This window comes from Plantimonas leprariae, assembly GCF_008802405.1.
In the GTDB taxonomy this organism is placed as follows: domain Bacteria; phylum Pseudomonadota; class Alphaproteobacteria; order Rhizobiales; family Rhizobiaceae; genus Plantimonas; species Plantimonas leprariae.
The window spans coordinates 160,922-183,497 of the sequence record NZ_VZDO01000008.1; the positions used below are offsets into that span (position 1 = coordinate 160,922).

At 67.5% G+C, this 22,576-nt stretch carries 26 protein-coding genes; 13 read left to right on the top strand and 13 right to left on the bottom strand.

Features of this window, described 5'->3' with window-relative positions; genetic code table 11:
* Positions 1 to 90: 90 nt before the first annotated feature.
* Positions 91 to 3,180 carry a bifunctional proline dehydrogenase/L-glutamate gamma-semialdehyde dehydrogenase PutA gene (gene putA / locus F6X38_RS11540; RefSeq protein WP_150969971.1) on the bottom strand — a complete coding sequence of 1,030 codons (3,090 nt, stop codon included), beginning with the start codon at positions 3,178 to 3,180 and terminating at the stop codon, positions 91 to 93.
* Between the two features lie 115 nt (positions 3,181 to 3,295).
* On the opposite strand from putA, the gene F6X38_RS11545 reads away from it, so the two are divergent.
* The 5 genes from F6X38_RS11545 to F6X38_RS11565 all read left to right on the top strand — a co-directional run bounded on the left by F6X38_RS11545 (position 3,296) and on the right by F6X38_RS11565 (position 7,749).
* On the top strand, positions 3,296 to 3,757 hold the full coding sequence (locus F6X38_RS11545) for an Lrp/AsnC ligand binding domain-containing protein (RefSeq protein WP_150969972.1): 462 nt from the start codon (positions 3,296 to 3,298) through the stop codon (positions 3,755 to 3,757).
* A gap of 140 nt (positions 3,758 to 3,897) precedes the next feature.
* Complete coding sequence (locus F6X38_RS11550) at positions 3,898 to 4,845, top strand: choline ABC transporter substrate-binding protein (protein ID WP_150969973.1); 948 nt, start codon at positions 3,898 to 3,900, stop codon at positions 4,843 to 4,845.
* Positions 4,846 to 4,939: 94 nt separating this feature from the next.
* A complete protein-coding gene (gene choW, locus F6X38_RS11555) occupies positions 4,940 to 5,779 on the top strand; it encodes a choline ABC transporter permease subunit (protein WP_150969974.1) in 840 nt (279 codons plus the stop codon).
* Positions 5,776 to 6,867 carry a choline ABC transporter ATP-binding protein gene (gene choV / locus F6X38_RS11560; RefSeq protein WP_150969975.1) on the top strand — a complete coding sequence of 364 codons (1,092 nt, stop codon included), beginning with the start codon at positions 5,776 to 5,778 and terminating at the stop codon, positions 6,865 to 6,867. Before choW ends, choV begins: the two co-directional genes overlap by 4 nt.
* A gap of 90 nt (positions 6,868 to 6,957) precedes the next feature.
* The gene (locus tag F6X38_RS11565; RefSeq protein ID WP_150969976.1) at positions 6,958 to 7,749 is read left to right on the top strand and encodes a bestrophin-like domain; all 792 of its coding nucleotides are present in this window, start codon (positions 6,958 to 6,960) and stop codon (positions 7,747 to 7,749) included.
* 104 nt (positions 7,750 to 7,853) lie between these two features.
* On the opposite strand, the gene F6X38_RS11570 is transcribed toward F6X38_RS11565, so the two are convergent.
* The 6 genes from F6X38_RS11570 to F6X38_RS11595 form a co-directional block, all read right to left on the bottom strand.
* Positions 7,854 to 8,684 carry a dipeptide ABC transporter ATP-binding protein gene (locus tag F6X38_RS11570; protein WP_150969977.1) on the bottom strand — a complete coding sequence of 277 codons (831 nt, stop codon included), beginning with the start codon at positions 8,682 to 8,684 and terminating at the stop codon, positions 7,854 to 7,856.
* Complete coding sequence (locus F6X38_RS11575; protein WP_150969978.1) at positions 8,681 to 9,526, bottom strand: ABC transporter ATP-binding protein; 846 nt, start codon at positions 9,524 to 9,526, stop codon at positions 8,681 to 8,683. The genes F6X38_RS11570 and F6X38_RS11575 overlap by 4 nt, the downstream gene beginning before the upstream one ends.
* A gap of 4 nt (positions 9,527 to 9,530) precedes the next feature.
* Positions 9,531 to 10,532, bottom strand: coding sequence for an ABC transporter permease subunit (locus F6X38_RS11580; protein ID WP_150969979.1), 1,002 nt, complete (start codon positions 10,530 to 10,532; stop codon positions 9,531 to 9,533).
* Positions 10,529 to 11,536 carry an ABC transporter permease subunit gene (locus F6X38_RS11585; protein ID WP_150969980.1) on the bottom strand — a complete coding sequence of 336 codons (1,008 nt, stop codon included), beginning with the start codon at positions 11,534 to 11,536 and terminating at the stop codon, positions 10,529 to 10,531. The genes F6X38_RS11580 and F6X38_RS11585 overlap by 4 nt, the downstream gene beginning before the upstream one ends.
* Before the next feature lie 96 nt (positions 11,537 to 11,632).
* A complete protein-coding gene (locus tag F6X38_RS11590) occupies positions 11,633 to 13,228 on the bottom strand; it encodes an ABC transporter substrate-binding protein (RefSeq protein WP_150969981.1) in 1,596 nt (531 codons plus the stop codon).
* A 96-nt stretch (positions 13,229 to 13,324) separates the two neighbouring features.
* Entirely contained in the window at positions 13,325 to 14,461 is a 1,137-nt protein-coding gene (locus F6X38_RS11595; RefSeq protein ID WP_150969982.1) for an Mrp/NBP35 family ATP-binding protein, read from the bottom strand.
* Positions 14,462 to 14,578: 117 nt separating this feature from the next.
* Here F6X38_RS11595 and F6X38_RS11600 point away from each other — a divergent pair, with 117 nt between their 5' ends.
* Positions 14,579 to 15,313, top strand: a complete 735-nt coding sequence (locus F6X38_RS11600; RefSeq protein WP_150969983.1) for a HugZ family pyridoxamine 5'-phosphate oxidase — start codon at positions 14,579 to 14,581, stop codon at positions 15,311 to 15,313.
* A gap of 3 nt (positions 15,314 to 15,316) precedes the next feature.
* On the opposite strand, the gene F6X38_RS11605 is transcribed toward F6X38_RS11600, so the two are convergent.
* The 5 genes from F6X38_RS11605 to F6X38_RS11625 form a co-directional block, all read right to left on the bottom strand.
* Positions 15,317 to 15,625 (bottom strand): hypothetical protein, encoded by a 309-nt coding sequence (locus F6X38_RS11605; RefSeq protein ID WP_150969984.1) that lies wholly within the window; start codon positions 15,623 to 15,625, stop codon positions 15,317 to 15,319.
* Positions 15,626 to 15,719: 94 nt separating this feature from the next.
* A complete protein-coding gene (locus F6X38_RS11610; RefSeq protein ID WP_150970032.1) occupies positions 15,720 to 15,998 on the bottom strand; it encodes a glycine zipper domain-containing protein in 279 nt (92 codons plus the stop codon).
* Positions 15,999 to 16,124: 126 nt separating this feature from the next.
* Positions 16,125 to 16,415 carry a hypothetical protein gene (locus F6X38_RS11615; protein ID WP_150969985.1) on the bottom strand — a complete coding sequence of 97 codons (291 nt, stop codon included), beginning with the start codon at positions 16,413 to 16,415 and terminating at the stop codon, positions 16,125 to 16,127.
* A gap of 96 nt (positions 16,416 to 16,511) precedes the next feature.
* On the bottom strand, positions 16,512 to 17,582 hold the full coding sequence (locus F6X38_RS11620; RefSeq protein ID WP_246191304.1) for an HWE histidine kinase domain-containing protein: 1,071 nt from the start codon (positions 17,580 to 17,582) through the stop codon (positions 16,512 to 16,514).
* A gap of 199 nt (positions 17,583 to 17,781) precedes the next feature.
* Positions 17,782 to 18,576, bottom strand: coding sequence for a response regulator (locus tag F6X38_RS11625; RefSeq protein ID WP_150969987.1), 795 nt, complete (start codon positions 18,574 to 18,576; stop codon positions 17,782 to 17,784).
* 269 nt (positions 18,577 to 18,845) lie between these two features.
* Between F6X38_RS11625 and F6X38_RS11630 the strand changes: the two genes are divergently transcribed.
* From F6X38_RS11630 to F6X38_RS11655, 6 genes are all read left to right on the top strand, one after another.
* Positions 18,846 to 19,073, top strand: coding sequence for a NepR family anti-sigma factor (locus F6X38_RS11630; RefSeq protein ID WP_161992726.1), 228 nt, complete (start codon positions 18,846 to 18,848; stop codon positions 19,071 to 19,073).
* Positions 19,070 to 19,621: a sigma-70 family RNA polymerase sigma factor gene (locus F6X38_RS11635; protein ID WP_150969988.1), complete on the top strand. Its 552-nt coding sequence runs from the start codon at positions 19,070 to 19,072 to the stop codon at positions 19,619 to 19,621. The genes F6X38_RS11630 and F6X38_RS11635 overlap by 4 nt, the downstream gene beginning before the upstream one ends.
* Before the next feature lie 140 nt (positions 19,622 to 19,761).
* Complete coding sequence (locus F6X38_RS11640) at positions 19,762 to 20,157, top strand: ElaB/YgaM/YqjD family protein (RefSeq protein ID WP_150969989.1); 396 nt, start codon at positions 19,762 to 19,764, stop codon at positions 20,155 to 20,157.
* Complete coding sequence (locus tag F6X38_RS11645) at positions 20,157 to 20,594, top strand: phage holin family protein (RefSeq protein ID WP_150969990.1); 438 nt, start codon at positions 20,157 to 20,159, stop codon at positions 20,592 to 20,594. The genes F6X38_RS11640 and F6X38_RS11645 overlap by 1 nt, the downstream gene beginning before the upstream one ends.
* A gap of 78 nt (positions 20,595 to 20,672) precedes the next feature.
* Complete coding sequence (locus F6X38_RS11650) at positions 20,673 to 20,942, top strand: hypothetical protein (protein ID WP_161992727.1); 270 nt, start codon at positions 20,673 to 20,675, stop codon at positions 20,940 to 20,942.
* Between the two features lie 103 nt (positions 20,943 to 21,045).
* Complete coding sequence (locus F6X38_RS11655) at positions 21,046 to 21,303, top strand: hypothetical protein (RefSeq protein WP_150969992.1); 258 nt, start codon at positions 21,046 to 21,048, stop codon at positions 21,301 to 21,303.
* A 4-nt stretch (positions 21,304 to 21,307) separates the two neighbouring features.
* Here F6X38_RS11655 and F6X38_RS11660 read toward each other — a convergent pair whose 3' ends face one another.
* Positions 21,308 to 22,273 carry a diacylglycerol/lipid kinase family protein gene (locus tag F6X38_RS11660; RefSeq protein ID WP_150969993.1) on the bottom strand — a complete coding sequence of 322 codons (966 nt, stop codon included), beginning with the start codon at positions 22,271 to 22,273 and terminating at the stop codon, positions 21,308 to 21,310.
* Positions 22,274 to 22,383: 110 nt separating this feature from the next.
* Between F6X38_RS11660 and F6X38_RS11665 the strand changes: the two genes are divergently transcribed.
* Positions 22,384 to 22,554, top strand: coding sequence for a DUF1328 domain-containing protein (locus tag F6X38_RS11665; protein ID WP_150969994.1), 171 nt, complete (start codon positions 22,384 to 22,386; stop codon positions 22,552 to 22,554).
* Positions 22,555 to 22,576 lie beyond the last annotated feature (22 nt).

Genomic DNA, 22,576 nt, shown 5'->3' on the forward strand with positions numbered 1-22,576 from the left:
GGAAGTGGGAGGAGCTTCCCCGGAGCCGACCAAACGATTGGACAACCCATCATTAGCTCACAGAGCTTGACCGAAGCTTGCGATGAACACCTACCGCGTGTCCATCGCGATCAGGCTGGCATTGCCGCCGGCTGCCGCGGTGTTGGTGGAAATCACCTGTTCGCGCCCGAATCGGACGACGTAGTTCGGGCCGCCCGCTTTCGGCCCAGTGCCGGACAGCGCCGAGCCGCCGAACGGCTGCGAACCGACGATCGCGCCGATCATGTTGCGGTTGACGTATATGTTGCCGACCGCGAGCCGCTCCGAGACGAAGCGGATCGTCTCGTCGATGCGGCTGTGGATGCCGAGCGTCAGGCCGTAGCCGGTCGCTTCCACCGCGTCGCAGACCTTGGCGAGTTCCCCGGCCTTCCAGCGGACGACATGCAGGATCGGTCCGAACACCTCGCGTTCCAGCGCTTCCGCACGGGCGAGTTCGACGATCGCCGGCGCGACCCACTGGCCGCCGGCCGGCAGACCCTCCGGCAGCGTGCCGGCGAAGCGGATGCGCTGCGTGCGCTGCATCATCGCCATATGCTCGTCCAGCATGCGCTTCTGCTCGGCGTCGATCACCGGGCCGACATCGGTCGAGACATCCTTCGGATTGCCGACCGTCAGTTCCGCCGCGGCGCCGGCGATCATCTCGAGCATTCGGTCGGCGACGTCCTCCTGCACGAAGAGCAGGCGCAGGGCCGAACAGCGCTGGCCGGCGGAACGGAAGGCCGAGGTCACGACGTCGTCCGCCACCTGTTCCGGCAGCGCGGTCGCATCGACGATCAGGGCGTTGATGCCGCCGGTCTCCGCGATCAGCGGCGCGATCGGCGCGTTCCGCGCAGCCAAGGCCCGGTTGATCGCGAAGGCCGTCTCGGTCGAGCCGGTGAAGGCGACGACCGCCGTCGCCGGATGCGAGACGAGGGCCGCGCCGGTCTCGCCGTCGCCCGGCGCGAGGAACAACGAATCCCGCGCGAAACCCGCCTCCTTCAGGATCGCGACGGCGAGTTCGGCGACTAGCGGCGTCTGCTCGGCGGGCTTCGCGACGACGACGTTGCCGGCGGCGAGCGCCGCCGCGACCTGGCCGATGAATATCGCGAGCGGGAAGTTCCAGGGCGAGATCGCTACCGCGACGCCCCGCGAGCGATAGCGCAGCCGGTTCTCCTCGCCGGTCGGACCCGGCAGCGGCGTCGGTTGCGCGAACAGGCGCTCCGTCTCGTCGGCGTAGAAGCGGCAGAAATCCTCTGCCTCGCGGATTTCGGCGAGCGCATCCTCGACCGTCTTGCCGCCCTCCGCCGCGAGCACGGCCATCAACTGTCCGCGCCGGCTTTCCATGATGTCGGCCGCCTTGCGCAGCGCCGCGGCGCGCGTCTTCGCCGGCACCTTCTCGGCGGCGACGACGTGGCGCTTCGCCTCGTCCATCAGCTTCGTCGCTCCCTCGGCCGTCAGGTGATGGCTGCGGCCGACCACGGAACCGTCCACCGGCGAGCGGATGTCGACCGGGTTGGACGCCAGCCCCGGCACGGCGCACTTCGCGTCCAGGCCGATGAGCTTCGCGCGGTTGCGCGCGGCCAGGAAGTCGTCCAGCGAACGGCGGTCGCCGAACTCGACGCCACGGGAATTGGCGCGATGCCCGAAGATCGCCTCCGGCAGCGCGATGCGGGAATGGCTGGAGGGATCGGCCTTCATCACGTCGCGCGGACGCTCCAGCAGTTCCTCCACCGGCACGTCGGCATCGCCGACCTTGGCGACGAACGAGGAGTTCGCGCCGTTTTCCAGGAGGCGCCGTACAAGATAGGCGAGGAGGTCGCGATAGCCGCCGACCGGCGCGTAGATGCGGCAGGCGATCTTGTCGCCGACCGTCGCGCGCACCGATTCGTAGAGCGCTTCGCCCATGCCGTGCAGGCGCTGGAACTCGAAGCCGGACAGGTCGCTCGCCGCCATCTCGAGAATCGTCGAGACGGTCAGCGCGTTATGCGTCGCGAACTGCGGATAGAGCCGGGCGCGCCGGTCGAGCAGCGCCTTAGCCGCGACGAGGTAGGACAGGTCGGTCGCGGCTTTCCGCGTATAGACCGGATAGCCCGGAACACCCCGCTCCTGCGCGTGCTTGATCTCCGAGTCCCAGTAGGCGCCCTTCACGAGGCGCACCATCATCCGGATGCCGGCCTCCTCCGCGAGGCCCTCGATATGCTCGATCACGCCGAGCGCCCGCTTCTGATAGGCCTGGATGGCGAGGCCGAACCCGTCCCAGCCGGAGAAGTCCGAGCCCCGCACGACCGCGTCGATCACGTCGAGCGACAGTTCCAGTCGGTCGGCTTCCTCCGCGTCGACCGTGAAGTTAAGGTCGTAGCTCTTCGCCCGGTTCGCGAGGTCCGCGACGAGCGGCACGAGCTCGGCGAGGACGCGCTCGCGGTTCGCGGCCGAATAGCGCGGATGCAGCGCCGACAGCTTGACGGAGATGCCCGGCCGGTCCGGCAGCGCCTTGTTGCCGGCTTTCCGCCCGATCGCCTCGATCGCGTCCGCGTAGGATTTGAAGTAGCGCTTCGCGTCGGCGCTCGTCCGGGCGCCCTCGCCCAGCATGTCGTAGGAGTGGCGGTAGCCTTTCTTCTCCAGCGCTCGCGCCCGCTCCAGCGCGTCGCCGATCGTCTCGCCCAGCACGAAATGCCGGCCGAGGAAGCGCATCGCCTGCCGGGTCGCGGTGCGCACCGCCGGCGCGCCGACACGCTTCACCAGCGAGGCGATGACGCCGCCCGGCGTCTCGCCCGGGCGGATGATCCGCGCCGAGATGCCGAGCGCCCAGGCGGAGGCGGCGGTCAGCATGCGGTCCTCGTCGCCCTCGCGCGTCGCCCAGTCGCCGGCGCCGATCTTGTCCTCGATCAGCCGGTCCTGCGTCTCGGGGTCCGGCACGCGCAGGAGCGCCTCGGCGAGCACCATCAGCGCCAAGCCCTCGCGCGTCGACAGGCCGAACTCGCGCAGGAAGTCCTCGACGCCGCCGATGCCGCCGCTCTTCGCGCGAATCGCGGTGATGAAGTCGCGCGCCCGACGGTCCACCGCCGCCTCGTCGTGCGTCCAGCGATCGGCTTCGCGCAACAGCGCCGACACGGCGAGATCGTCCTTCGGCGAGAAGGGGGCGGAGAAGGCGGTGACGCGCATGGATCGGCCTTTGACGTTGTCCCTCGCAGGATATCAACTCGTTGGCCGCGTTTCTCGCGGTTGTTCCTTCGGGTTGCCGTGATAAGCTGCGCCATTCGAGCCTTTCGCCGCGAACATGACCGAGATCGATCCGAAAGACCGCAAGATCCTGGCTGCGCTGCAGGACAACGGCCGCCTGACGACGCTCGAACTCGCGGAGCGCGTGCACCTTTCCCCGACCGCCACCGCCGAACGGATCCGGCGTCTCACGCGCGACGGCTACATCCTCGGCACCATGGCGCGGCTGTCGCCTGAAAAGCTGGGGCGCGGCATGATCGTCTTCGTGGAGGTTCGCCTCGACCGCACCAGCGACGACGTCTTCAGCGCCTTCGCCGAGGCCGCGCGGCGCAGCCCGGACATCATGGAGTGCCACATGGTGGCGGGCGGGTTCGACTATCTCATCAAGGCGCGGGTCGAGAACATGACGTCCTATCGCGCCTTCCTCTCCGACACGCTGCTCGCGCTGCCGGGCATCCGGGAAACGCACACCTATACGGTGATGGAAGAAGTGAAGAACACAGCGGCCCTGCCGATCTGACCGCGAGGGGATGGCTTGCATACGGAATGATCAGGGGACCTTTCTGATCGCGACTTGCGCTGCCGCGGATGCCCGCGCATAAATTTTCCGCCTCGGCTCTCATCGCTCGAGTTCGAGGCGCGGGGTGGAGAGGAACGGGCATGAAACTGATGCTGAAGCTCGCAGGGGCCGCGCTCGCGGCGACGACGCTCGCCTCGGGCGCGGCGGCGCAGGAGGCGGCGAGCTGTTCCACCGTCCGCCTGTCCGATGTCGGCTGGACGGACATCACGGCGACGACGGCGACGGCGAGCACGGTGCTGAAGGCGCTCGGCTACGAGCCGGACGTGAAGATCCTTTCCGTTCCCGTCACCTTCGCCTCGCTCGCCAACAACGATCTCGACGTCTTCCTCGGCAACTGGATGCCGACGCAGACGGGCGACATCCAGAAATACACCGACAACGGCTCGATCGAGCGCATCAACACCAATCTCGAAGGGGCGAAGTACACGCTGGCCGTGCCGCAGTACCTCTACGACGAGGGGCTGAAGGACTTCGCCGACATCGAGAAGTTCCGCGACAAGCTCGGCGGCAAGATCTACGGAATCGAGCCGGGCAACGACGGCAACAGCCAGATCATCAAGATGATCAAGGACAACGATTTCGGCACGAAGGATTTCGAGATCGTCGAATCGTCCGAGCAGGGCATGCTGGCGCAGGTCGCCCGCGCGACGCGCTCCGAGAAGCCGATCGTCTTCCTCGGCTGGGCGCCGCACCCGATGAATACCAACTTCAAGCTCGCCTACCTGTCCGGCGGCGACAAGTATTTCGGCCCGAACTTCGGCGGCGCGACGGTCCATACCGTGACGCGCAAGGGCTATTCCACCGAGTGCCCGAACGTCGGCATGCTCTTGAAGAACATGACCTTCGACCTCGACGGCGAGAACGTCATGATGGGCGGCATCCTCGACAAGAAGGAGGAGCCGTCGGCCGCCGCCACCGAATGGCTGAAGGCTCATCCGGAAAAGCTCGACGCCTGGCTGAAGGGCGTCAAGACCAAGGACGGCGGCGACGGCGAGGCGGCGGTGAAGGCGGCGCTCGGTCTTTCCTGACGCTGCGTCCCATCCAGATGCGTGAACGGCACGGACCGCCCGGAAACGTCTTCCCCGGCGCCCTCGCGGCGCGGTCGGACGGGATTTCCGGACGGTGAACTGGCTCACGGACCACAAGCTGCCGGTCGGCGCCTATGCCGAAAGCGTCGTCGACTGGCTGACCGGCAACCTCACCGCCGTGTTCGACGCGATCACGGCCGGCCTCGAAAGCTTCATCGACGGCATCCTGTTCGTGCTGGAGCGGCCGCACCCGCTGGTGATCGTCGCGGCCTTCTGCCTGATCGCCTGGGCGAGCCGCCGCTCGGTCGCGATCGTCGCCTTCACGCTCTTCGGCCTGCTCCTGATCATCAATCTCGGCTTCTGGCGGGAGACGACGCAGACCCTTGCGCTCGTGCTCGCGGCGACGACGGTCTCGATGCTGGTCGGCGTGCCGCTCGGCATCGCCGCGGCGCGGCGCGAGTGGTTCTACGCCGGCTTGAGGCCGGTGCTCGACCTCATGCAGACCATCCCGACCTTCGTCTATCTCATTCCGGCACTGATCCTTTTCGGCCTCGGCGTCGTGCCGGGGCTCGTGGCGACGGTGATCTTCGCCCTCCCCGCGCCCATCCGCCTGACGCGGCTCGGCATCGTCTCGACGCCCCGGCAGCTCGTCGAAGCCGGCGACGCCTTCGGCGCGACGCCGCTGCAACGGCTGTTCAAGGTCGAGATCCCCTATGCGCTGCCGCAGATCATGGCCGGACTGACGCAGACGATCATGCTCTCCCTATCGATGGTGGTGATCGCCGCACTCGTCGGCGCGCCGGGGCTCGGCGTCCCGGTGCTGCGCGCCCTCAACCAGATCAATGTCGGCATGGGCTTCGAGGCGGGCCTCGCGATCGTCCTCCTCGCGATCATTCTCGACCGGCTCTTTCCGGGCAGCGAGGGCACCCGATGAGCGCCGCCGCACGGAACAACGGCGCCGCTCGCTCGATCGTTTCCTTCGAGAACGTCTCCATCGTCTTCGGTCGCAAGGCGAAATCGGCGCTGCCGCTGATCGACCGGGGCGCGACGCGCGCCGAGATCAAGCGGGAAACGGACGCGGTGCTCGGCGTCGCTGACGCCACGCTCGACATCCGCGAAGGCGAGATCGCCGTCCTGATGGGCCTCAGCGGCTCCGGCAAGTCGACGCTCATCCGGGCGGTCAACGGTCTGGCTCCGGTCACGCGCGGCCGCGTCGTGGTGGATACCGGGCGCGGCGCGGTCGATCCGCGCGCCTGCTCGCGGGCACGGCTCCGCGAACTCCGCCGGCACGAGGTCGCGATGGTGTTCCAGCAGTTCGCGCTCCTCCCCTGGCGCACGGTTGCCGACAATGTCGGTTTCGGGCTGGAGCTTTCCGGCGTACCCGCCGAGAAGCGACGCGAGGCGGTGGCGCGCCAGCTCGAACTCGTCGGCTTGGCCGATTGGGGGCAGGCGCGCGTCGGCGAACTCTCCGGCGGCATGCAGCAGCGCGTCGGCCTCGCCCGCGCCTTCGCGACCGACGCGCCGGTCCTCCTCATGGACGAGCCCTTCTCGGCGCTCGACCCCTTGATCCGCACGCGCCTGCAGGACGAGCTGCTCGAGCTCCAGGCGCGGCTCCGGAAGACGATCGTCTTCGTCAGCCACGATCTCGACGAGGCGTTCAAGCTCGGCAACCGCATCGCGATCATGGAGGGCGGCCGCATCGTGCAGACGGGCACCGCGCAGGACATCGTGCTGCGGCCCGCAACCGACTACGTCGCCGATTTCGTCGCGCACATGAACCCCTTGAGCGTCCTCACCGCCGGCGACGTGATGGCGCCACTGCTTCAGGCACCGGACGGCCAGACCGCCGCCTCCGTCGCCGGCAGCGCCGCGCCGGACACGCCGCTCCGCCGCATCATCGGCGCGGTCTCGGCCAACCGCGGCGACGTCATGGTCTCGGATAATGGCCGCATCCTCGGCCGCATCGGCCCGCAGGAGATCGTCGACGCCCTCGGCCGGCAAGGGCGAAACAGCCCCGGATGAGTCGAGAGCGGTCGTCGGACGGGCCGCTCCCTCGATGGCAGGTATCACTGCACGCGAAAGCGCGACGTCGGAGCGCGCCGGAGAGAGGGGATGTCGAGCTTTTTCGTATCGTTGGTGATCGGGCTGTTGTTCGCCATCGTCGCGATCGTGCTGGTTCTCGGCGCCTACTTCACGGCCCGAGCGCTTTTCGGACCCACGCATGAAGGGGATCGGACGCACGAGGCAGCCATCGGCATCGCCACGCGGATCGCGGCGCTGCACGGACTGATCCTCGCGCTCGTCTACGCGCAGGAACTCGACGACTACAAGGACGTGCGCGGCGGTGTGACCGAGGAGGCCATCGCGATTTCGGACGTCTTCAACGACATGCGGCGTTACGGCGGGACCGAAGTCGCGGCGGTGCAGCAGGGCGTCGCCCAATACGTCGCAACGGTCGTCGGCGAGGAATGGGCCGCACTCGGCCGGGGCGAAGGCCTATCGACGAAAGCCTGGCTTCAGTGGAACGCCGTCTACGAGCGGCTCCTGGATCTTTCGCCGACGACGGACCGGCAACGCTTCCTCGCCGATCGCATGCGCGCGCGCATCACTGCCGTCGCGAAGCTCAGGCAAACGCGGGAGGCGACCGCAACCGGGCGTTTCAGCGGGCTGTTCTGGGGACCGGCCATCATCGGGCTGATCCTTCTGGCGATGCCACTTTACGTCTACCGTCCTAGCCGAACCCATCTGGCGCTCTTCGCTCTGTTCGGCGCCTATTCGGGTGTGATCCTGTTCTTCATCTACGGCTTCGCCAACCCGTTCGCGAACCCGGGGAAACTGGAGCCGACGCCCTTCCTCCGCCTTTTGGAAGGCGATGTCGGAAAGATCCTTCCGCTACCGAACTGAGGCCGCAGCGTCGCTCGATCGCGTGTTCTCGACGCCCTCCTCCCGGCCACCCGTTCCAACCCGTCGATACGGCGGATGGCGTTCGAGGCTGCCTCCGCTTTCCGTCAGACCGCTGCTCTCGCCGCCATCCGCTGCCTGATGCTCTCCGGATCCGCCCGCGGCGTCGCGCCGAAGAGGGTGCGGGTGTAGGCGTGCTGCGGGTCGGCGAAGATCGCCTCCTTCGAGGCGTGCTCCACCGCCTCGCCGTAGTACATCACCATCACCTCATCGGCGATGAAGCGCACAACCGAGAGGTCGTGGCTGATGAAGACGTAGGTCAGGCCGAACTCGTCCTGCAGGTCGGCGAGAAGGTTCAGGATCTGCGCCTGCACGGAGAGGTCGAGCGCCGACACAGGCTCGTCGAGGACGAGGATCGACGGGTTCAGCATCAGCGCGCGGGCGATGGCGATGCGCTGGCGCTGGCCGCCGGAGAACATGTGCGGATAGCGGTTGTAGTGCTCGGGCTGGAGGCCGACCTTCCGCAGCATCGCCTGCGCCAGATCGCGCCGCTCCGCCGCCGGCTTGTCGGTGTTCAGCGCCAGCGGCTCGGTGAGGACGCTGCCGATCTTCTGGCGCGGGTTCAGCGAGCCGTAGGGATTCTGGAAGACGATCTGCACCTTGCGCCGGAGCTCCGGCCCGGGCCGCCCCTTCGAGATGTCGATCGGCTGGCCGTCGAGCTTGAGCTCGCCCGAGGTCTGGGCGTCGATCAGCGTCAGGATGCGCGCGAGCGTGGACTTGCCGCAGCCGCTCTCGCCGACGATGGCGAGCGTCGATCCCTTCTCGACCTTGAAGGAAACGCCCTTTACCGCGTGCACCGTGCGGCTCTTGCGGAAGACGCCTCCCCCGACGACGTAGTCGCGCCGGATGTCGCGCGCCTCGATCACCGGCGCGCTCATCGGGCGGCTCCGGCGTCGGCGGCGACGAGATCGGACACCGTCGGCAACCGGTCGCCTTCCGCGTTCTCCGGCAGGGCCGAGAGCAGCGCGCGCGTATAGGCCTCGCGCGGGCTGGTGAACAGCGACAGGACGTCCGCCTCCTCCACCTTCCGCCCCTTGTACTGGACGATGACGCGGTCGGCCGTCTCGGCGACGACGCCCATGTCGTGCGTGATCATGATCAGTCCCATGCGATGCTCGGCCTGGAGCTTCATCAGGAGGTCGAGGATCTGCTTCTGGATCGTCACATCGAGCGCCGTGGTCGGCTCGTCGGCGATCAGCAGTTTCGGATTGCAGGCGAGCGCCATCGCGATCATCACGCGCTGGCACTGGCCGCCGGACATCTGGTGCGGATAGCTATTCAGCCGCTCCTCGGGCTCCGGGATGCCGACGGCCTGCAGCAGCTCGATCGCCTTGGCCCGCCGCTCGCGCTTTCCGAGCTTCAGGTGCTCGCGAAGCACCTCCTCGATCTGGTAGCCGGCCGTGAAGCACGGGTTGAGGCTGGCATTCGGCTCCTGGAAGATCATCGCGACGTCGCGGCCGACGATCTCGCGCCGGCGCTTGCCGACGAGGCCGCGCATGTCGATTCCCTCGAAGGTCATCGCGTCGGCCGTCACGGTCGCCGTCGGCGGCAGAAGACCCATCACCGCCAGCATGCCGACGGATTTGCCGGAGCCGGACTCGCCGACGATGGCGAGCACCTCGCCGGCATCGACGGACAGGTCGATGCCGTCCACCGCCTTGAAGGCGCCGGTGGAGGTCGCGAAGGAAACGGAGAGATTGCGGACTTCGAGAAGCGACATCGGCTCAGCTACGTTTCAGCTTCGGGTCCAGCGCATCGCGCAGGCCGTCGCCGACGAGGTTGATCGCCAGCACCGTGATCAGGATCGCGAGGCCCGGGAACGTCACCACCCACCAGGCGCGCAGCACGAACTCGCGCGCTTCCGCCAGCATCGTGCCCCATTCCGGCGTCGGCGGCTGCGCCCCGACGCCCAGGAAGCCGAGTGCCGCGACATCGAGGATCGACGAGGAGAAGGACAGCGTGCCCTGCACGATCAGCGGCCCGAGGCAGTTCGGCAGGATCGTCGCGAACATCAGCCGCAGCGGCCGCGCCCCGACGACGCGCGCGGCGGTGACGTAGTCGCGACGCTTCTCGCCGAGCACCGAGGCGCGCGTCAGGCGCACGAAATGCGGCTGGTACGTCGCGGCAATCGCCAGCATGGCGCAGATGAGGTTCGGCCCGAGCGCGTAGATGACCCCCGCGACGGAGCCCGGCAGCAGCGGCAGCAAGTAGTTGATCGCGGGCACGAGCACAGAGACCAGCGCGAGCGCCAGGAGGATCGGCGGGAAGGCCAGGATGACGTCCATGACGCGCATGATCAGCGCATCGAGCCACCCGCCGACATAGCCGGCGACGAGGCCGAGGATGACCCCGACGAGGAGCGTGATCGTCACCACGACGACGCCGACGAACATCGAATAGCGCGCGCCGTAGATCAGCCTCGACAGGACGTCGCGGCCGACCGCATCGGTTCCGAGCAGGTAGGTCAGCCGCCCGCCGGTCTCCCAGGCCGGCGGCACGAGCAGCGCCGCGCGATCCTGGATCGTCGGGTCGTGCGGCACGACCAGCGGCGCGAACAGCGCCAGGAGCACGACCAGCCCGAACACCGCGAGCCCGACCACGGCGCCCTTGTTGACGGAGAAGTAGTACCAGAAGTCGGCGAGTTGCTGCCGGCGCACGCTGCGCGCCGAGACCGCGCCCTCGGAGCCGCCCGCTCCGGCGGCCTGTCCGGCGTTCATCTGGCTCATCGCGTGCGGACCCGTGGATTGATCAGGCCGTAGAGCAGGTCGACGGCGAGGTTCACCGCCATGACGACGACGGCGATCAGGAGCAGCGCGCCCTGCACGACCGGATAGTCGCGCTTGAACACCGAATCCACCAGCCACTTGCCGATGCCCGGCCAGGAGAAGATCGTCTCGGTCAGGATCGCGCCGGCGAGAAGCGTGCCGATCTGGAGGCCGATCGTCGTCACCACGGGGATCAGCGCGTTGCGCAGCGCATGCACCGCGACGGTGCGGAAGCGCGACAAACCCTTGGCGCGGGCGGTGCGGACGTAGTCCTCGCCCAGCACTTCCAGCATGGCCGAGCGCGTCTGCCTGGCGATTACCGCGAGCGGGATGGTGCCGAGCACGATCGCCGGCAGGACGAGGTGGCTCAGCGCCGACTGGAAGGCGCCCGGCCGGCCGGAGATCAGGCTGTCGATCAGCATCAGGCCCGTGGTCGGGCGGAAGAAGTAGGTCAGCGAGATCCGCCCCGCGACCGGCGTCCAGCCGAGCGTGCCGGAAAAGAGGATGATGAGCAGCAGGCCCCACCAGAAGATCGGCATGGAATAGCCGACCAGCGCCGTGCCCATGATGCCCTGGTCGAACCACGAGCCGCGCTTCACGGCGGCGATGACGCCGGCCGGGATGCCGATGACGACGGCGAAGATGATCGCGACCAGCGAGAGTTCCAGCGTCGCCGGGAAGAGATTGCCGAACTCGCGGATCACCGGCTGCTTGGTGACGATCGACTGGCCGAGATCGCCGTGCAGCACCTGCCAGAGATAGATGAAATACTGTTCGATCAGCGGCTTGTCGAAGCCGAGCGAGACGCGCAGCGCTTCGTAGCGCTCGGGACTCAAGCCGCGCTCGCCGGCGATGGCGATGATCGGATCGCCCGGCAGAAGGCGGATGAAGAAGAACGAGACGAGCGTCACGCCGACGAAGGTCGGCACGAGGAGCCCGATCCGTTTCAGGATGAATGAGAGCATCTAGAAGGGCCTCGATGGACCGGAACCGGTCCCCATAAAGCCGCGGGCGCCGCGGGACGTTTCCGGTCCCGCGGCGCCCGCAACGATCACGTCGGCTTACTCGGAAACGTCGACGCCGTCGAAACGGTGCGAGCCGAGCGGGTCCATGACATAGCCGGAGACGGTCTTCGTCATCGGCAGCACCACGGTGGAGTGGGCGATGGTCGCCCAGGGCGCTTCCTTCTTGAAGATCTCCTGCGCCTGCACGTAGAGCTTGGCGCGCTCGTTCTGGTCGGACAGCGCGGACGCCTTCTGGATAGTGTCGGTGAACTCCTTGTTGCACCAGGCGGCCTTGTTGCCGGAGCCGACGCCGTTGCAGCCGAGAAGCGGGCTGAAGAAGTTGTCCGGGTCGCCGTTGTCGCCGGTCCAGCCGGCCATCACCGCGCCGTCGTGCTTCGGGTCGCCCGCGAGCTTCAGGTACTGAGTCCAGTCGTAGGAGACGATCTCGGCCTTGATGCCGACCTTGGCGAGATCCGCCTGGATCAGCTCGGCCATGCGCCGGCCGTTCGGGTTGTAGGGACGCGCCACCGGCATCGCCCAGAGCTTCATCGACAGATCCTTGACGCCCGCCTTTTCCAGCGCCGCCTTGGCGGCTTCCGGATCGTACTTGTCGTCTTCGATCTTGTCGTCGTAGCTCCAAAGCGTCGGCGGGATCGGGTTCTTGGCGATCTGGCCGACGCCCGGATAGACGGCGTCGAGGATCGCCTGCTTGTTGATCGCCATGTTGGCGGCGCGGCGCACCTCGGCCTTGTCGAACGGCGGCTGCGTGGCGTTCCAGGCGATGTAGCCGATGTTGAGGCCCGACTGCTCCATCACGTTGAGATTGGAGTCGGACTTCAGCGACGGCACGTCGGCCGGGTTCGGATAGGCGGCGATCTGGCACTCGCCCGCCTTCAGGCGCTGGATGCGAACCGAGGCGTCCGGCGTGATGGCGAAGATGAGGTCGTCGATCGCCTGCTTGCCGTCCCAGTAATTCGGGTTGGCCGAATAGCGGATCGTCGCGTCCTGCTGGTAGTCGACGAAGGCGAACGGACCGGTGCCGAGCGGCTGCTGGTTCAGCTTCTCCGGCGTGCCGTCGGCGACGAGCTTGTCGGCGTATTCCTTCGACATGATGGAGGCGAAGTCCATCGCGAGCGTCGCCAGCATCGGCGCGTTCGGATGCTTCAGCGTCAGCTTGACCGTGTTGTCGTCTACCTTCTCGAAGGACTGCACGAGGTTCGGCATGTCCATGTCGCTGTAGTAGCCGTAGGTGTTGTCCCCGGCATAGGCGGCGAAGGGATTCGACTTGTTCGACTGGCGGTCGAACGAGAAGAGCACGTCGTCCGCGTTGAAATCGCGGGTCGGCGTGAAGAACTCCGTCGTCTGGAACTTCACACCCTTGCGCAGGTGGAAGGTGTAGACGAGGCCGTCCTCCGAGATTTCCCAACTTTCGGCGAGGCCGGGCACCACTTCGGTCGTGCCCTTCTTGAATTCGGTGAGGCGGTTGTAGACGGTCTTCGACGAAGCGTCGAAGGTGGTGCCGGCGGTGTAGAGCCCCGGATCGAAACCTTCCGGCGAGCCTTCCGAGCAATAAACGAGCGTCTTCGCCGAAGCTGCGGAACCGAGCGTCAGGGCGAGCACGGATGCTGCGAGCAGCGCCGTCAATCGTTTCATTCGCTTATTCTCCAAACGGAATCGCGGGCTTACGATCCCGCACGGCGCGCATCCCACCTCACGGGCAAGTTTCGCGCAAGCTTAATTTTGGCGCAATCACTCGAAAACGATCCGCGGCGCCGCAGCGCCTCCCACTGCAACCCGGCCGAGTTCATCCAGAACCTCCGCGGCGATCGAGCGATACGAGGCCGCATGCGGCCCGTCCGGATCGGTCGCCACGACCGGCCGGCCGGCGTCCGAAGTTTCGCGGATCGCCATCTCCAGCGGCACCTCGCCGAGGAAGCGGACGCCGAGCCGCGCCGCTTCCGCCTTCGCCCCGCCGTGGCCGAAGATGTCGTAGCGCCGGCCGGTGTCGGGCGCCACGAAGTAGCTCATGTTCTCGACGATGCCGAGAACGGGCACGTCCACCTTCCGGAACATCGCGAGGCCGCGCCGGGCATCGATCAGCGACAGGTCCTGCGGCGTCGAGACGATCACCGCGCCGGCGAGCGGCACCTGCTGCGCCATGGTGAGTTGCGCGTCGCCGGTGCCGGGCGGCATGTCCACCACCAGCACGTCGAGCTTGCCCCATTCCACCTCGCGCAGCATCTGCGTCAGCGCCGACATCACCATCGGCCCGCGCCAGATCATCGGCGTCTCCTCCTCGACGAGGAGGCCCATCGACATGACGCGAAGGCCGTAGGCCTCGATCGGCAGGATGGTGCGGCCGCCGGCCGTCTTCGGCTTCTCGTCGCGAATGGCGAGGAGGCGCGGGATCGACGGGCCGTAGATGTCGGCGTCGAGCAGGCCGACCGACAGGCCGAGCGTCCGGAGCCCCAGCGCGAGGTTCACCGCCGTCGTGGACTTGCCGACGCCGCCCTTGCCGCTCGCGACCGCGACGATGCGCTCGATGCCGGGTATGCCCGGCTTCGCGGCGGATTGCTGGCGTGGCGGCGGTGCCTGCGGGCGCGGAGGCACGGGTGCGGTCTGCGCGCCGCCGGGCTTTCGCTCGGCCGTCAGCACCACCATCGCCGCCGACACACCTTCGACGCCCGCCGCCGCCTTCTCGGCCGAGAGACGGACGGGCTCGAAGCGTTCCGCATCGCTGGCCGGGACCGTCAGCGAGAAGAACGCCTTCCCGTCCGCGACGATGATCTCGGAGATCATGCCTTTCGAGACGATGTCGCCGCTGCCGTCCGGAAGACCGACCTGTCGAAGCGCCGCCTCGACGCGGTCGCGGATGGGCGAAGTCATGCATTGTCTCCTTCGGCCGGGTTTGACACGATCGAGTGCGGTCGGGATAGCCCCCGCCGCTCGGGCCTCGTCGCGGCGGAACGCGACCCCCTGCGACGACATGGTAAGCGAAACGGCATGGAACAGGCGAAGAGCGTTCTGAGACCCGTCGACGACGAGGCGCGGCGGTTGGCGCGCGGGCTGATCCGCGCCTCCCGCTACGGTTCGCTCGCGACGCTCCTGCCGGAAACGAACACGCCGCTCGCCAGCCGGGTGCTGACCGCCAGCGACCAAGCCGGGCACCCGCTGCTGCTCGTCTCAAGCCTCGCCGCGCATTCGCGCGCCCTCCTCGCCCAGCCGTCCTGCTCGATCCTCTTCGGCGAGGTCGGAAGCGGCGATCCCCTTGCCCATCCGCGGATCAGCGTCTTCGGCCGCGCCGAACCGCTGGTGGCCGAAGCGAAGGCGGACGCCCGCGAACGCTTCCTGGCCCGCCACCCGTCCGCCGAACTCTACTGCGACTTCGCCGATTTCAGATTCCTCCGCGTCGCCTTAGCCGGCGCCAGCCTCAATGCCGGCTTCGCGCGTGCTTACGACATGACGGCCGGCGACCTCGTGGACGAGCCCGGCCCGGACCTCGCCGAACGTCTCCGCCGCGCGGTCGCGCATATGAACGACGACCACGCGGATGCCGTCGACGCCATCGCGGCTGTGCACGGCGGAGCGGATGGAACGGGTTGGCGGATCGTCACGGCCGATCGATCGGGTTTCGAGATCGCGCTCGGCGACCTGCTCCGACGCGTCGTCTTCCGGCAATCGCTGCAGTCGGCGGAGGATATCCGGCCGGCTTTCGTCGCCTTGGCGCGAGAGGCGTGAGGATCAGTTGACGTCGCCGATGGCGTAGCCATCTGGGCATTTCGCGCGATAGCGGCGGTCGGCCGGCGTCCGGTAGATACACTGGCCGGGATTGTTCGCTGCGTCGCCGATCACCTTGTCCTGCGGCCGCACCACCGGATCCGGGATCTTGCCGACCTGATAAGGGATCGAGGCGGCATTCTCGACGCCGAACACCGCTCCGAACACCGATGGCAGCGATCCGTTTTCCGACCGGCAGCCCGCCGCCCCAAAGAGCGTCGTCAGGACGAAAGCAAGCGCGAAACGGCGGAAGAGCGTGCCCGGACGGATCATGCCACGGGTCTAGCGGCAAACCGCCGGTCGCGCCAAACGAAAAAGGCACCGCTTTAAAGCGGTGCCTTTTCGAACCTGCTTTCGCCGGTATGACTTACGGGCACTCGGCCACGTAACGACGGCCGTTGCGGTCGCGATAGACGCAATCGCCGGAGCGGCTGTTCCGGCTGATGACGTTGCCGGCGACGGCACCCGTGCCCGCGCCAAGCGCACCGCCGATGAGCGCGCCACGACCGCCGCCCGCCAGACCGCCGATGCCTGCGCCGATCAGGCCGCCGGCGCCGGCGCCGAGAGCGGTGTCCTTATCCGTCTGCGAACAACCCGCCGTCGCGATGAGCGCCACAGCCGATACGCACAACAACATCTTTTTCATTCGAACCGCCTTTGTCGATCCTTCGACGTCCCGCTGTACATTGTGTCGCGGGAAGCGCCGCATTCCAGAGCAGAGTGAAAAAAATTTGCTCAAATGGTCACGCTGCGAGTGGAGAGCGATTGAGCGTCAGCGCGCCGCCATGACCTGCTGTTCCGAGTCGAACCGGACGAGGAGTCGGCCGTCCTTCGTCACGGACCAGTCCACCGACGTGGCGCGATCGAACGTATCTTCGTCCACGTCCTTGCAGGTACCGTAGATCTTCGCAGCCGTCGCCTCGTTCAACCGCATCTGGAGACGAAGCTCCTGCGTGCATTCGGCGACATCCTCGTAAGCCGGCACGGGCACCGCGATCTCGCGGCAGTCCTGCGCGCCAGCGCCGCAGCCGACAAGCATCATGAAGGCGGCGATGTGTTCCATGGCATTGATCCCCTTTGCGAAATCAATGCGATGCCGTATCAGCCGGTTCCCCAGCGGGTCAGTGAATAGATCACGTTCAGTTGATCGCCGGCGGCTCTAGCCGTGTTCGCTAGCGACGATATCGAGTTCCTCGAACTGCGCGTCGGGCACCATGAGGCGATAGTGGACGCCGTCGCGTCGGTAGCTGAGCTTGGCTTCCCCACCGACGGAATTCGGCACGATCCGCTCCAGCGTCGAGGTACCGAAGCGTGGGTCCTGGTCGGCTCGGACGAGCGGCCCGCCGGTCTCCTGCCATTCGAGGAGCAGATAGCGCTCGCCTTCCTCGCGCACGAGTTCCGAACTGATCGCCACCCGGCCGCCGGGAACCGATAGCGAGCCATAGGACGCGGCGTTCACGGCAAGCTCGTGCAGAGCCAGCCCGACGTGAAGCGAGGCCGTCGGCGACAGGTAGACGTCGGGCCCGGCGAACGCGACCTGCCCCATGCCGTCCGGCGCATAGCGCTCGACCTGCATCCGCACGAGGCTGGCAAGGTCCGCGCCGCGCCAGTCGGTATCGGTCACGATGTCCTGCGAGGACGACAGCGACTGGATGCGCCCGCGGAACCGGACAAGGAATTCCGGCACCGTCATCGAGTGGCGCGCCGTCTGCGAGGCAAGGCTCTGGATGATGGCGAGGAGGTTCTTCGACCGATGCGACAGCTCGCGCAGCAACGTCTTCAGCGTGTCCTCGCGCCGCTTCTGATCCGTGATCTCCCGCAGCGAGCCGACCAGGCCGGCGATCTCGCCGCCGTCGTCGCGGGCTGCCGAGATGCGCAGGTCGAACCACCGCACCGAAGCACCGATCGGCACGGGAAGTTCGAAGCGCGCCGGCTTGCCGGTCTGCAGCACCTCGCGCTTGATCGCGGAGATACGCATGGCGTCCGGCTCGCCGAGGATGTCGCGATCCGTGCGGCCGATGGCCGTTTCGTCGAGCCAGGAGCCGAAGGCGTTGAATACCCAGTCGTAGGTGAGATCGCTCCGCTGCGAGAAGAGCGTGATCTCGACATTCGCGAGCGCCGCCAGAGCCTTGGTCGACGCTCGGTCTTCGATTCCCGCCGAACCGTGTCCGGCTGCCGAGCTGCGTTCGGATATGGACAGGACGGGCGCGGATCGACTCATGATCGCCATGGACGTTCCGCCAGTCCTTCCCGGTACCGCCGGCATAAGTCCGGCCGCGCCAAAGGGACGATGAGGCACGAAGAGAGACGGCCCAGCCCATCGGCGACATGAAATCGTTCGGCTGCGCAACGAATGCGCCGACGCTCGGTTCCCGCCTTTTCGGACCGGACGCGGTTCGCGGAGCCGAACAGCTTCCGATTCCGCGCGGTCAGGCGGCCACGCGGTTTTCGCTGTCGAAGAAGAGCGCCTGACTGATGAGGGCCTTCACCATATCGGGATTGAAGGGCTTGGTGACGAGGAAGGTCGGCTCCGGCCGCTCGCCCGTCAGCAGCCGTTCCGGGAAGGCGGTGATGAAGATCACCGGAACGCTGACGCGCGCCAGGATGTCGTTCACGGCGTCGATGCCGGACGATCCGTCGGCGAGCTGAATGTCGGCCAGCACCATGCCCGGCCGTTCCTGCTCGAAGAGCGCGATCGCCTCGCGATGGGTGCGCGCGATGCCCGTGACCTTATGGCCGAGGCTTTCCACCATCTGCTCGATGTCCATCGCGATCAGCGGCTCGTCCTCGATGATCATGATCTCGGTCGAGACCTGCCGGCCGATGTCGGAACTCGCCTCGTCGATTAGACGCGAGAACTCGTCCTGGTCGACGCCGAGGATGGTGGCGCCCTCCGCGCCCGTGAAACCCTCCACCGCGACGAGCAGGAACGCCTGGCGCGGCAGCGGCGCGATGGCCTTCAGGTTGCGCGAGGTCCTCTCCTCCCAGGCCGACAGCGGCGCATCCTCGCGGATGTTCACATCGATCGACTGCCAGAGCGAGGAGAACAGCCGGTAGAGCGCGATGCGCGGGCTTTCGTCGCCGCGGAACAGCGACGGGTCCGCGACGAGCGCTTCCAGCACCGCCGTCACATAGGCATCGCCGCTCGCCTGGGATCCGCTGAGCGCGCGCGCATACCGGCGCAGGTATGGAATGTGCGGCGCTATGCGGGACGACATCGACATGAACAAAACCCCTCGCGTCGACTAGAAGGACACGGGCTGCAGATAGGCGCTCGAAAGCGAGTTCCCATAGCTGGAACGATCCTGCCGTAACAAAAACCGTTGTGAATGCAAGGGTACCGGCGCGTGCGCCGGCGGATGGGCGAACCCGGATCGGGCCGCCCTTGCGAACTGCGTTCGCGGGCACATGTATCGGCGGTAATGAAGGAATGCGGACCGTCGACCCTCGTGGCGGCCTTCGCCGCGTTGCCGGCACGAGCGCGAGACAATTGATGAACGACCGGGATCGCGAGGGCAGTACCGTGCAGGACAGCCATGCGACGCAGACGACGCCGGCGGCCGACCTCGGCTCGAATTCCGCCATCGGCCGTAAGCTGAAGGCCTTCTACGACGACGTCGCCAGCGAACCCGTACCGGATCGCTTCCTGAGCCTCCTGGATGCCCTGGACAAAGCCGAGCAACGAGCCGGCGGCTCGCTCGGCGAGCAGGAGGGCGCATGAGCCACGACATAGAATTCCGGCGCGAGCTGATCGCCATCATCCCGAACCTTCGCGCCTTCGCGGCCTCGCTGTCCGGCTCGTTCGACCGAGCCGACGACCTCGTGCAGGAAACCCTGGTGAAGGCCTGGGACAAGCAGCATACGTTCCAGCCGGGCACCAACCTCAAGGCCTGGCTTTTCACGATCTTGCGCAACGAGTTCTACACCCAGATGCGCAAGAAGGGCCGCGAGGTGCAAGACGTCGACGGCGTCCACGCGATGCAACTCGCCGGCCATCCCGAACAGCAGGGCCATCTCGACCTGCAGGACTTCCGCAAGGCGCTGGAAGGCCTGCCGGACGACCAGCGCGAGGCGCTGATCCTCATCGGCGCATCCGGCTTCTCCTACGAGGAGGCGGCCGAGATCTGCAAATGCGCCGTCGGGACGATCAAGAGCCGCGTGTCGCGCGCCCGCTCGCGCCTCGCGGATGTCCTCGGCATCGAGGGCGACGGCGAGTTCGGGCCGGACTCGATCTCCAGCCAGATCATCGGGGTGGCTCCCGCCGCTTGACGCGGCCGCCGAAGTCGGCCGGAACACTGGAACTCCACCCCCGCTCCGTTACTTGTCCGCTGGAACCCGCGGCTCCGCCGTTTCACCCGTGTCAGTTCCCGTCCGCACAGCCGCGGACGGGCCAGTCGAGGAAAACCCCCATGCCGTCCGACGCCACGCAGTCGAACAAGTCGTCCGATGCCACGCAGGCGAACAAGCCCGAAAGCGGCGCCTCGGGCGCCAGCGGCGGTGGCGGTGTCGGCAGCAAGCCGTCCGACGGCGACCTGCAGAAGCAGGTCGGCAAGCTGCGCGAGGATGTCGCCGGCATCGCCGAGGCGCTGAAGGGTCTCGCCGGCAACCACGCGGGCAACGCCCGCCAGCAGGCTTACGCGCTGCGTGACGACCTGCGCTCGCAGGGCGAGCAGTACCTGCGGGTCGCACAGGATACGGCGACGGAGTTGGAAGAGCAGTTCAGCGAGAAGGTCCGCGCCGAGCCGGTCAAGTACGTGCTGATCGCGGCGGCCGTCGGTTACGTCTACGCGCGCCTCTTCCACTGATGCCATTCGCGCTGATCACGCGCCTGCTGACAGGCGAAGCCGGGCTCTACTTTACCCGGCTTCGCAACATGGCCGTCTGGTATTCGGTCGCGGGCGTGTTCGGGCTCGTCATGGCGATCTTCTTGCTCGTCGCCCTTTTTTCGTGGGTGGCTAGCCATCTGGGCACCGTCGGGACGGCGCTGATCTTCGCCGCGGTCTTCCTCGTTCTGGCGATCGTCGCGGTCGTGATCGCGAGGATCAGCGGCCGTCCGCCCCGCCCCGAGAAGGAGGATCGCCTCCAGCGCGACATCCTCTCGATCGCCGGCGTCACCGCCATGTCGAACGCGCCGCAGCTCATGCGGCTCGCTCGCCAGAAGCGCGGCCTCATCATGATCCCGGCGGCCGCCGCCGGCTTCTTCGGCCTTTACAAGGCGATCGCGGCGTTCCGCGACCGCTGAGAACGAAGCGCATCGGGCGCGGTCGCGGCGGCCGCGCCCGATGCTTTCATCTCCCACATGCCGTTAGGAACTCTCGCGATGTCGCGCATGGATCCCCAGGACGCCCGGCAGGGCCGCACGGGCACCCCGGTTCTCCGCATCCTGATCGCCGCGCTCGTGCTCTGCGTGATCGGCGGCATCGGCATGGCCCTCTACGGCTGGGCGATGCCCGACCAGACCCTGCCGGAAGCGAACCAGGGCGGCGGCCTCGGTGCACCGTCGTCGAACACCACCCCGGCGACGCAGGGCAACAACACCGTGACGCCGCAATCGTCCGGCGCCTCCGGCAGCGGCAACGCGCCGAACTGACGACCCGGAGCGCGAGGCTAGGATGAGCGGAGATCGCTTCGGCGCGCAGCAGACGAACGGTTCAGCCGGCGAGCCGGTCTCGCAGGCGGAAATCGACGACGTCTTGAACGACCCGCGCCTGTCGCCGGCCGAACAGCAAGCCCGGCTCGGCGATCTGCGCCAGCGCATTCTCGACAGTCGCTACGCGGACGGCGACGAGGAATACGAGCCCCTGGGCGCGCGCATCGCAGACGCGCTGTCCATGCTCGCCGAGGGCGGCCACGACTACGACGGCTCATTGCGCGTGGAAGGCGACGGTGCCGGCGGACGCGGCGATCCGATCGACGAAGAGCCGGCCAACGAAGAGCGCCGCGACCGCTGAACGGTCAGGGAGCGGCGCTGGCGCCTTCCAGGGTCGCGACCTTCACCTCCGCGGCGGTTTGCTGGAACTTCGTGCCGGCCGGCACCAGCACCTTCAGCGCGCGCTTGTGAAGGACGACTTCGGAGCGCACCTCCACATCCTCCAGCTCGCCGTCCCGCACCGCCCGGTCGCGCCGGTGGCGATGTCGGTAGTCGAACACGACCCGATCCGCCGTATAGACGCCGAGCGACGGGCTGTTGCGCCACGTCCCGAACAGGATCGCCAGCGTCAGCTTCGCCACCGCCAGCCGGTCGGTCGTCTGGCAGATGTAGATCCCGAGCTCGCCGCCCTGCGGATCGTCGGCATAGGGAAGATGCCCCTCCCCGTAGAGATTGTTGGAGATCGCCAGCGCCGGCGTCTTCAGCCGCTTGGTCTCGCCCTTGAGCTCCACCTCCAGTTCCACGATCGGCAGGCGACGGACGGCGCCGAAGATCGCGCGCCAGGATGCCAGCACCTTGCCGACCTTCGAACCGTAGTTTAGCCGCTCGCGGATGCGCACCATGCGCGCGTGCATGCCGACCGCGAACTGATGCACGAACGGCCGGCCGTTCACCGTCGCGATGTCGACCTCGGCGATTTCGCCCTCCGCGAGCGCCGCAATGGCCTGCGGCAGTTGCAGCGGGATCTGCAGCGTCCGGGCGAAGAGATTCATCGTGCCAGCCGGCAGGACGCCGAGCGCGACGTGCCGGCCCATCAGCTTGCCGGCCGCCGAGGAGACCGTGCCGTCGCCGCCGCCGACCACCAGCACGTCGATGTCGTCGCGCTTCGCCGCCTTCTCGATCGCCTCGCCGAGCTCCGACCCGTGCGGAAGCTCGGTGTCGATCTCGTGGCCGTGCAGCCTGAACTCGCTCTCGATCGTCTGTTTCAGCGCATCGAGATCCATCGTGCGCAGGGTGCCGCCATCGGCATTCAGAACGACATGGATTTTCATGCGATCGGCTGTTCCATGGGCGAGGCGGCTTTAATTAGGCAGTCGGCGGCGCGTTTCACCCGGCGGCGCGTGTTCCGCGTCCGGAAGCCGGCGCGTTCGAGGAGAAAACCGTGATCAAGTGGATCGTCATACTTCTGATCGTGGCGGCCATCGCCAGCCTGCTCGGCTTCCGCGGCGTGGCGGGCGCTTCCGCCGGCATCGCGAAAATCCTGATCTTCATCGTTCTCGTCGCGATCCTCCTGGCGATCCTCTTCGGCTACCTCGCCTTCCAGGTGGTCTGACGAACGGGCGAGCGGCCGCCGC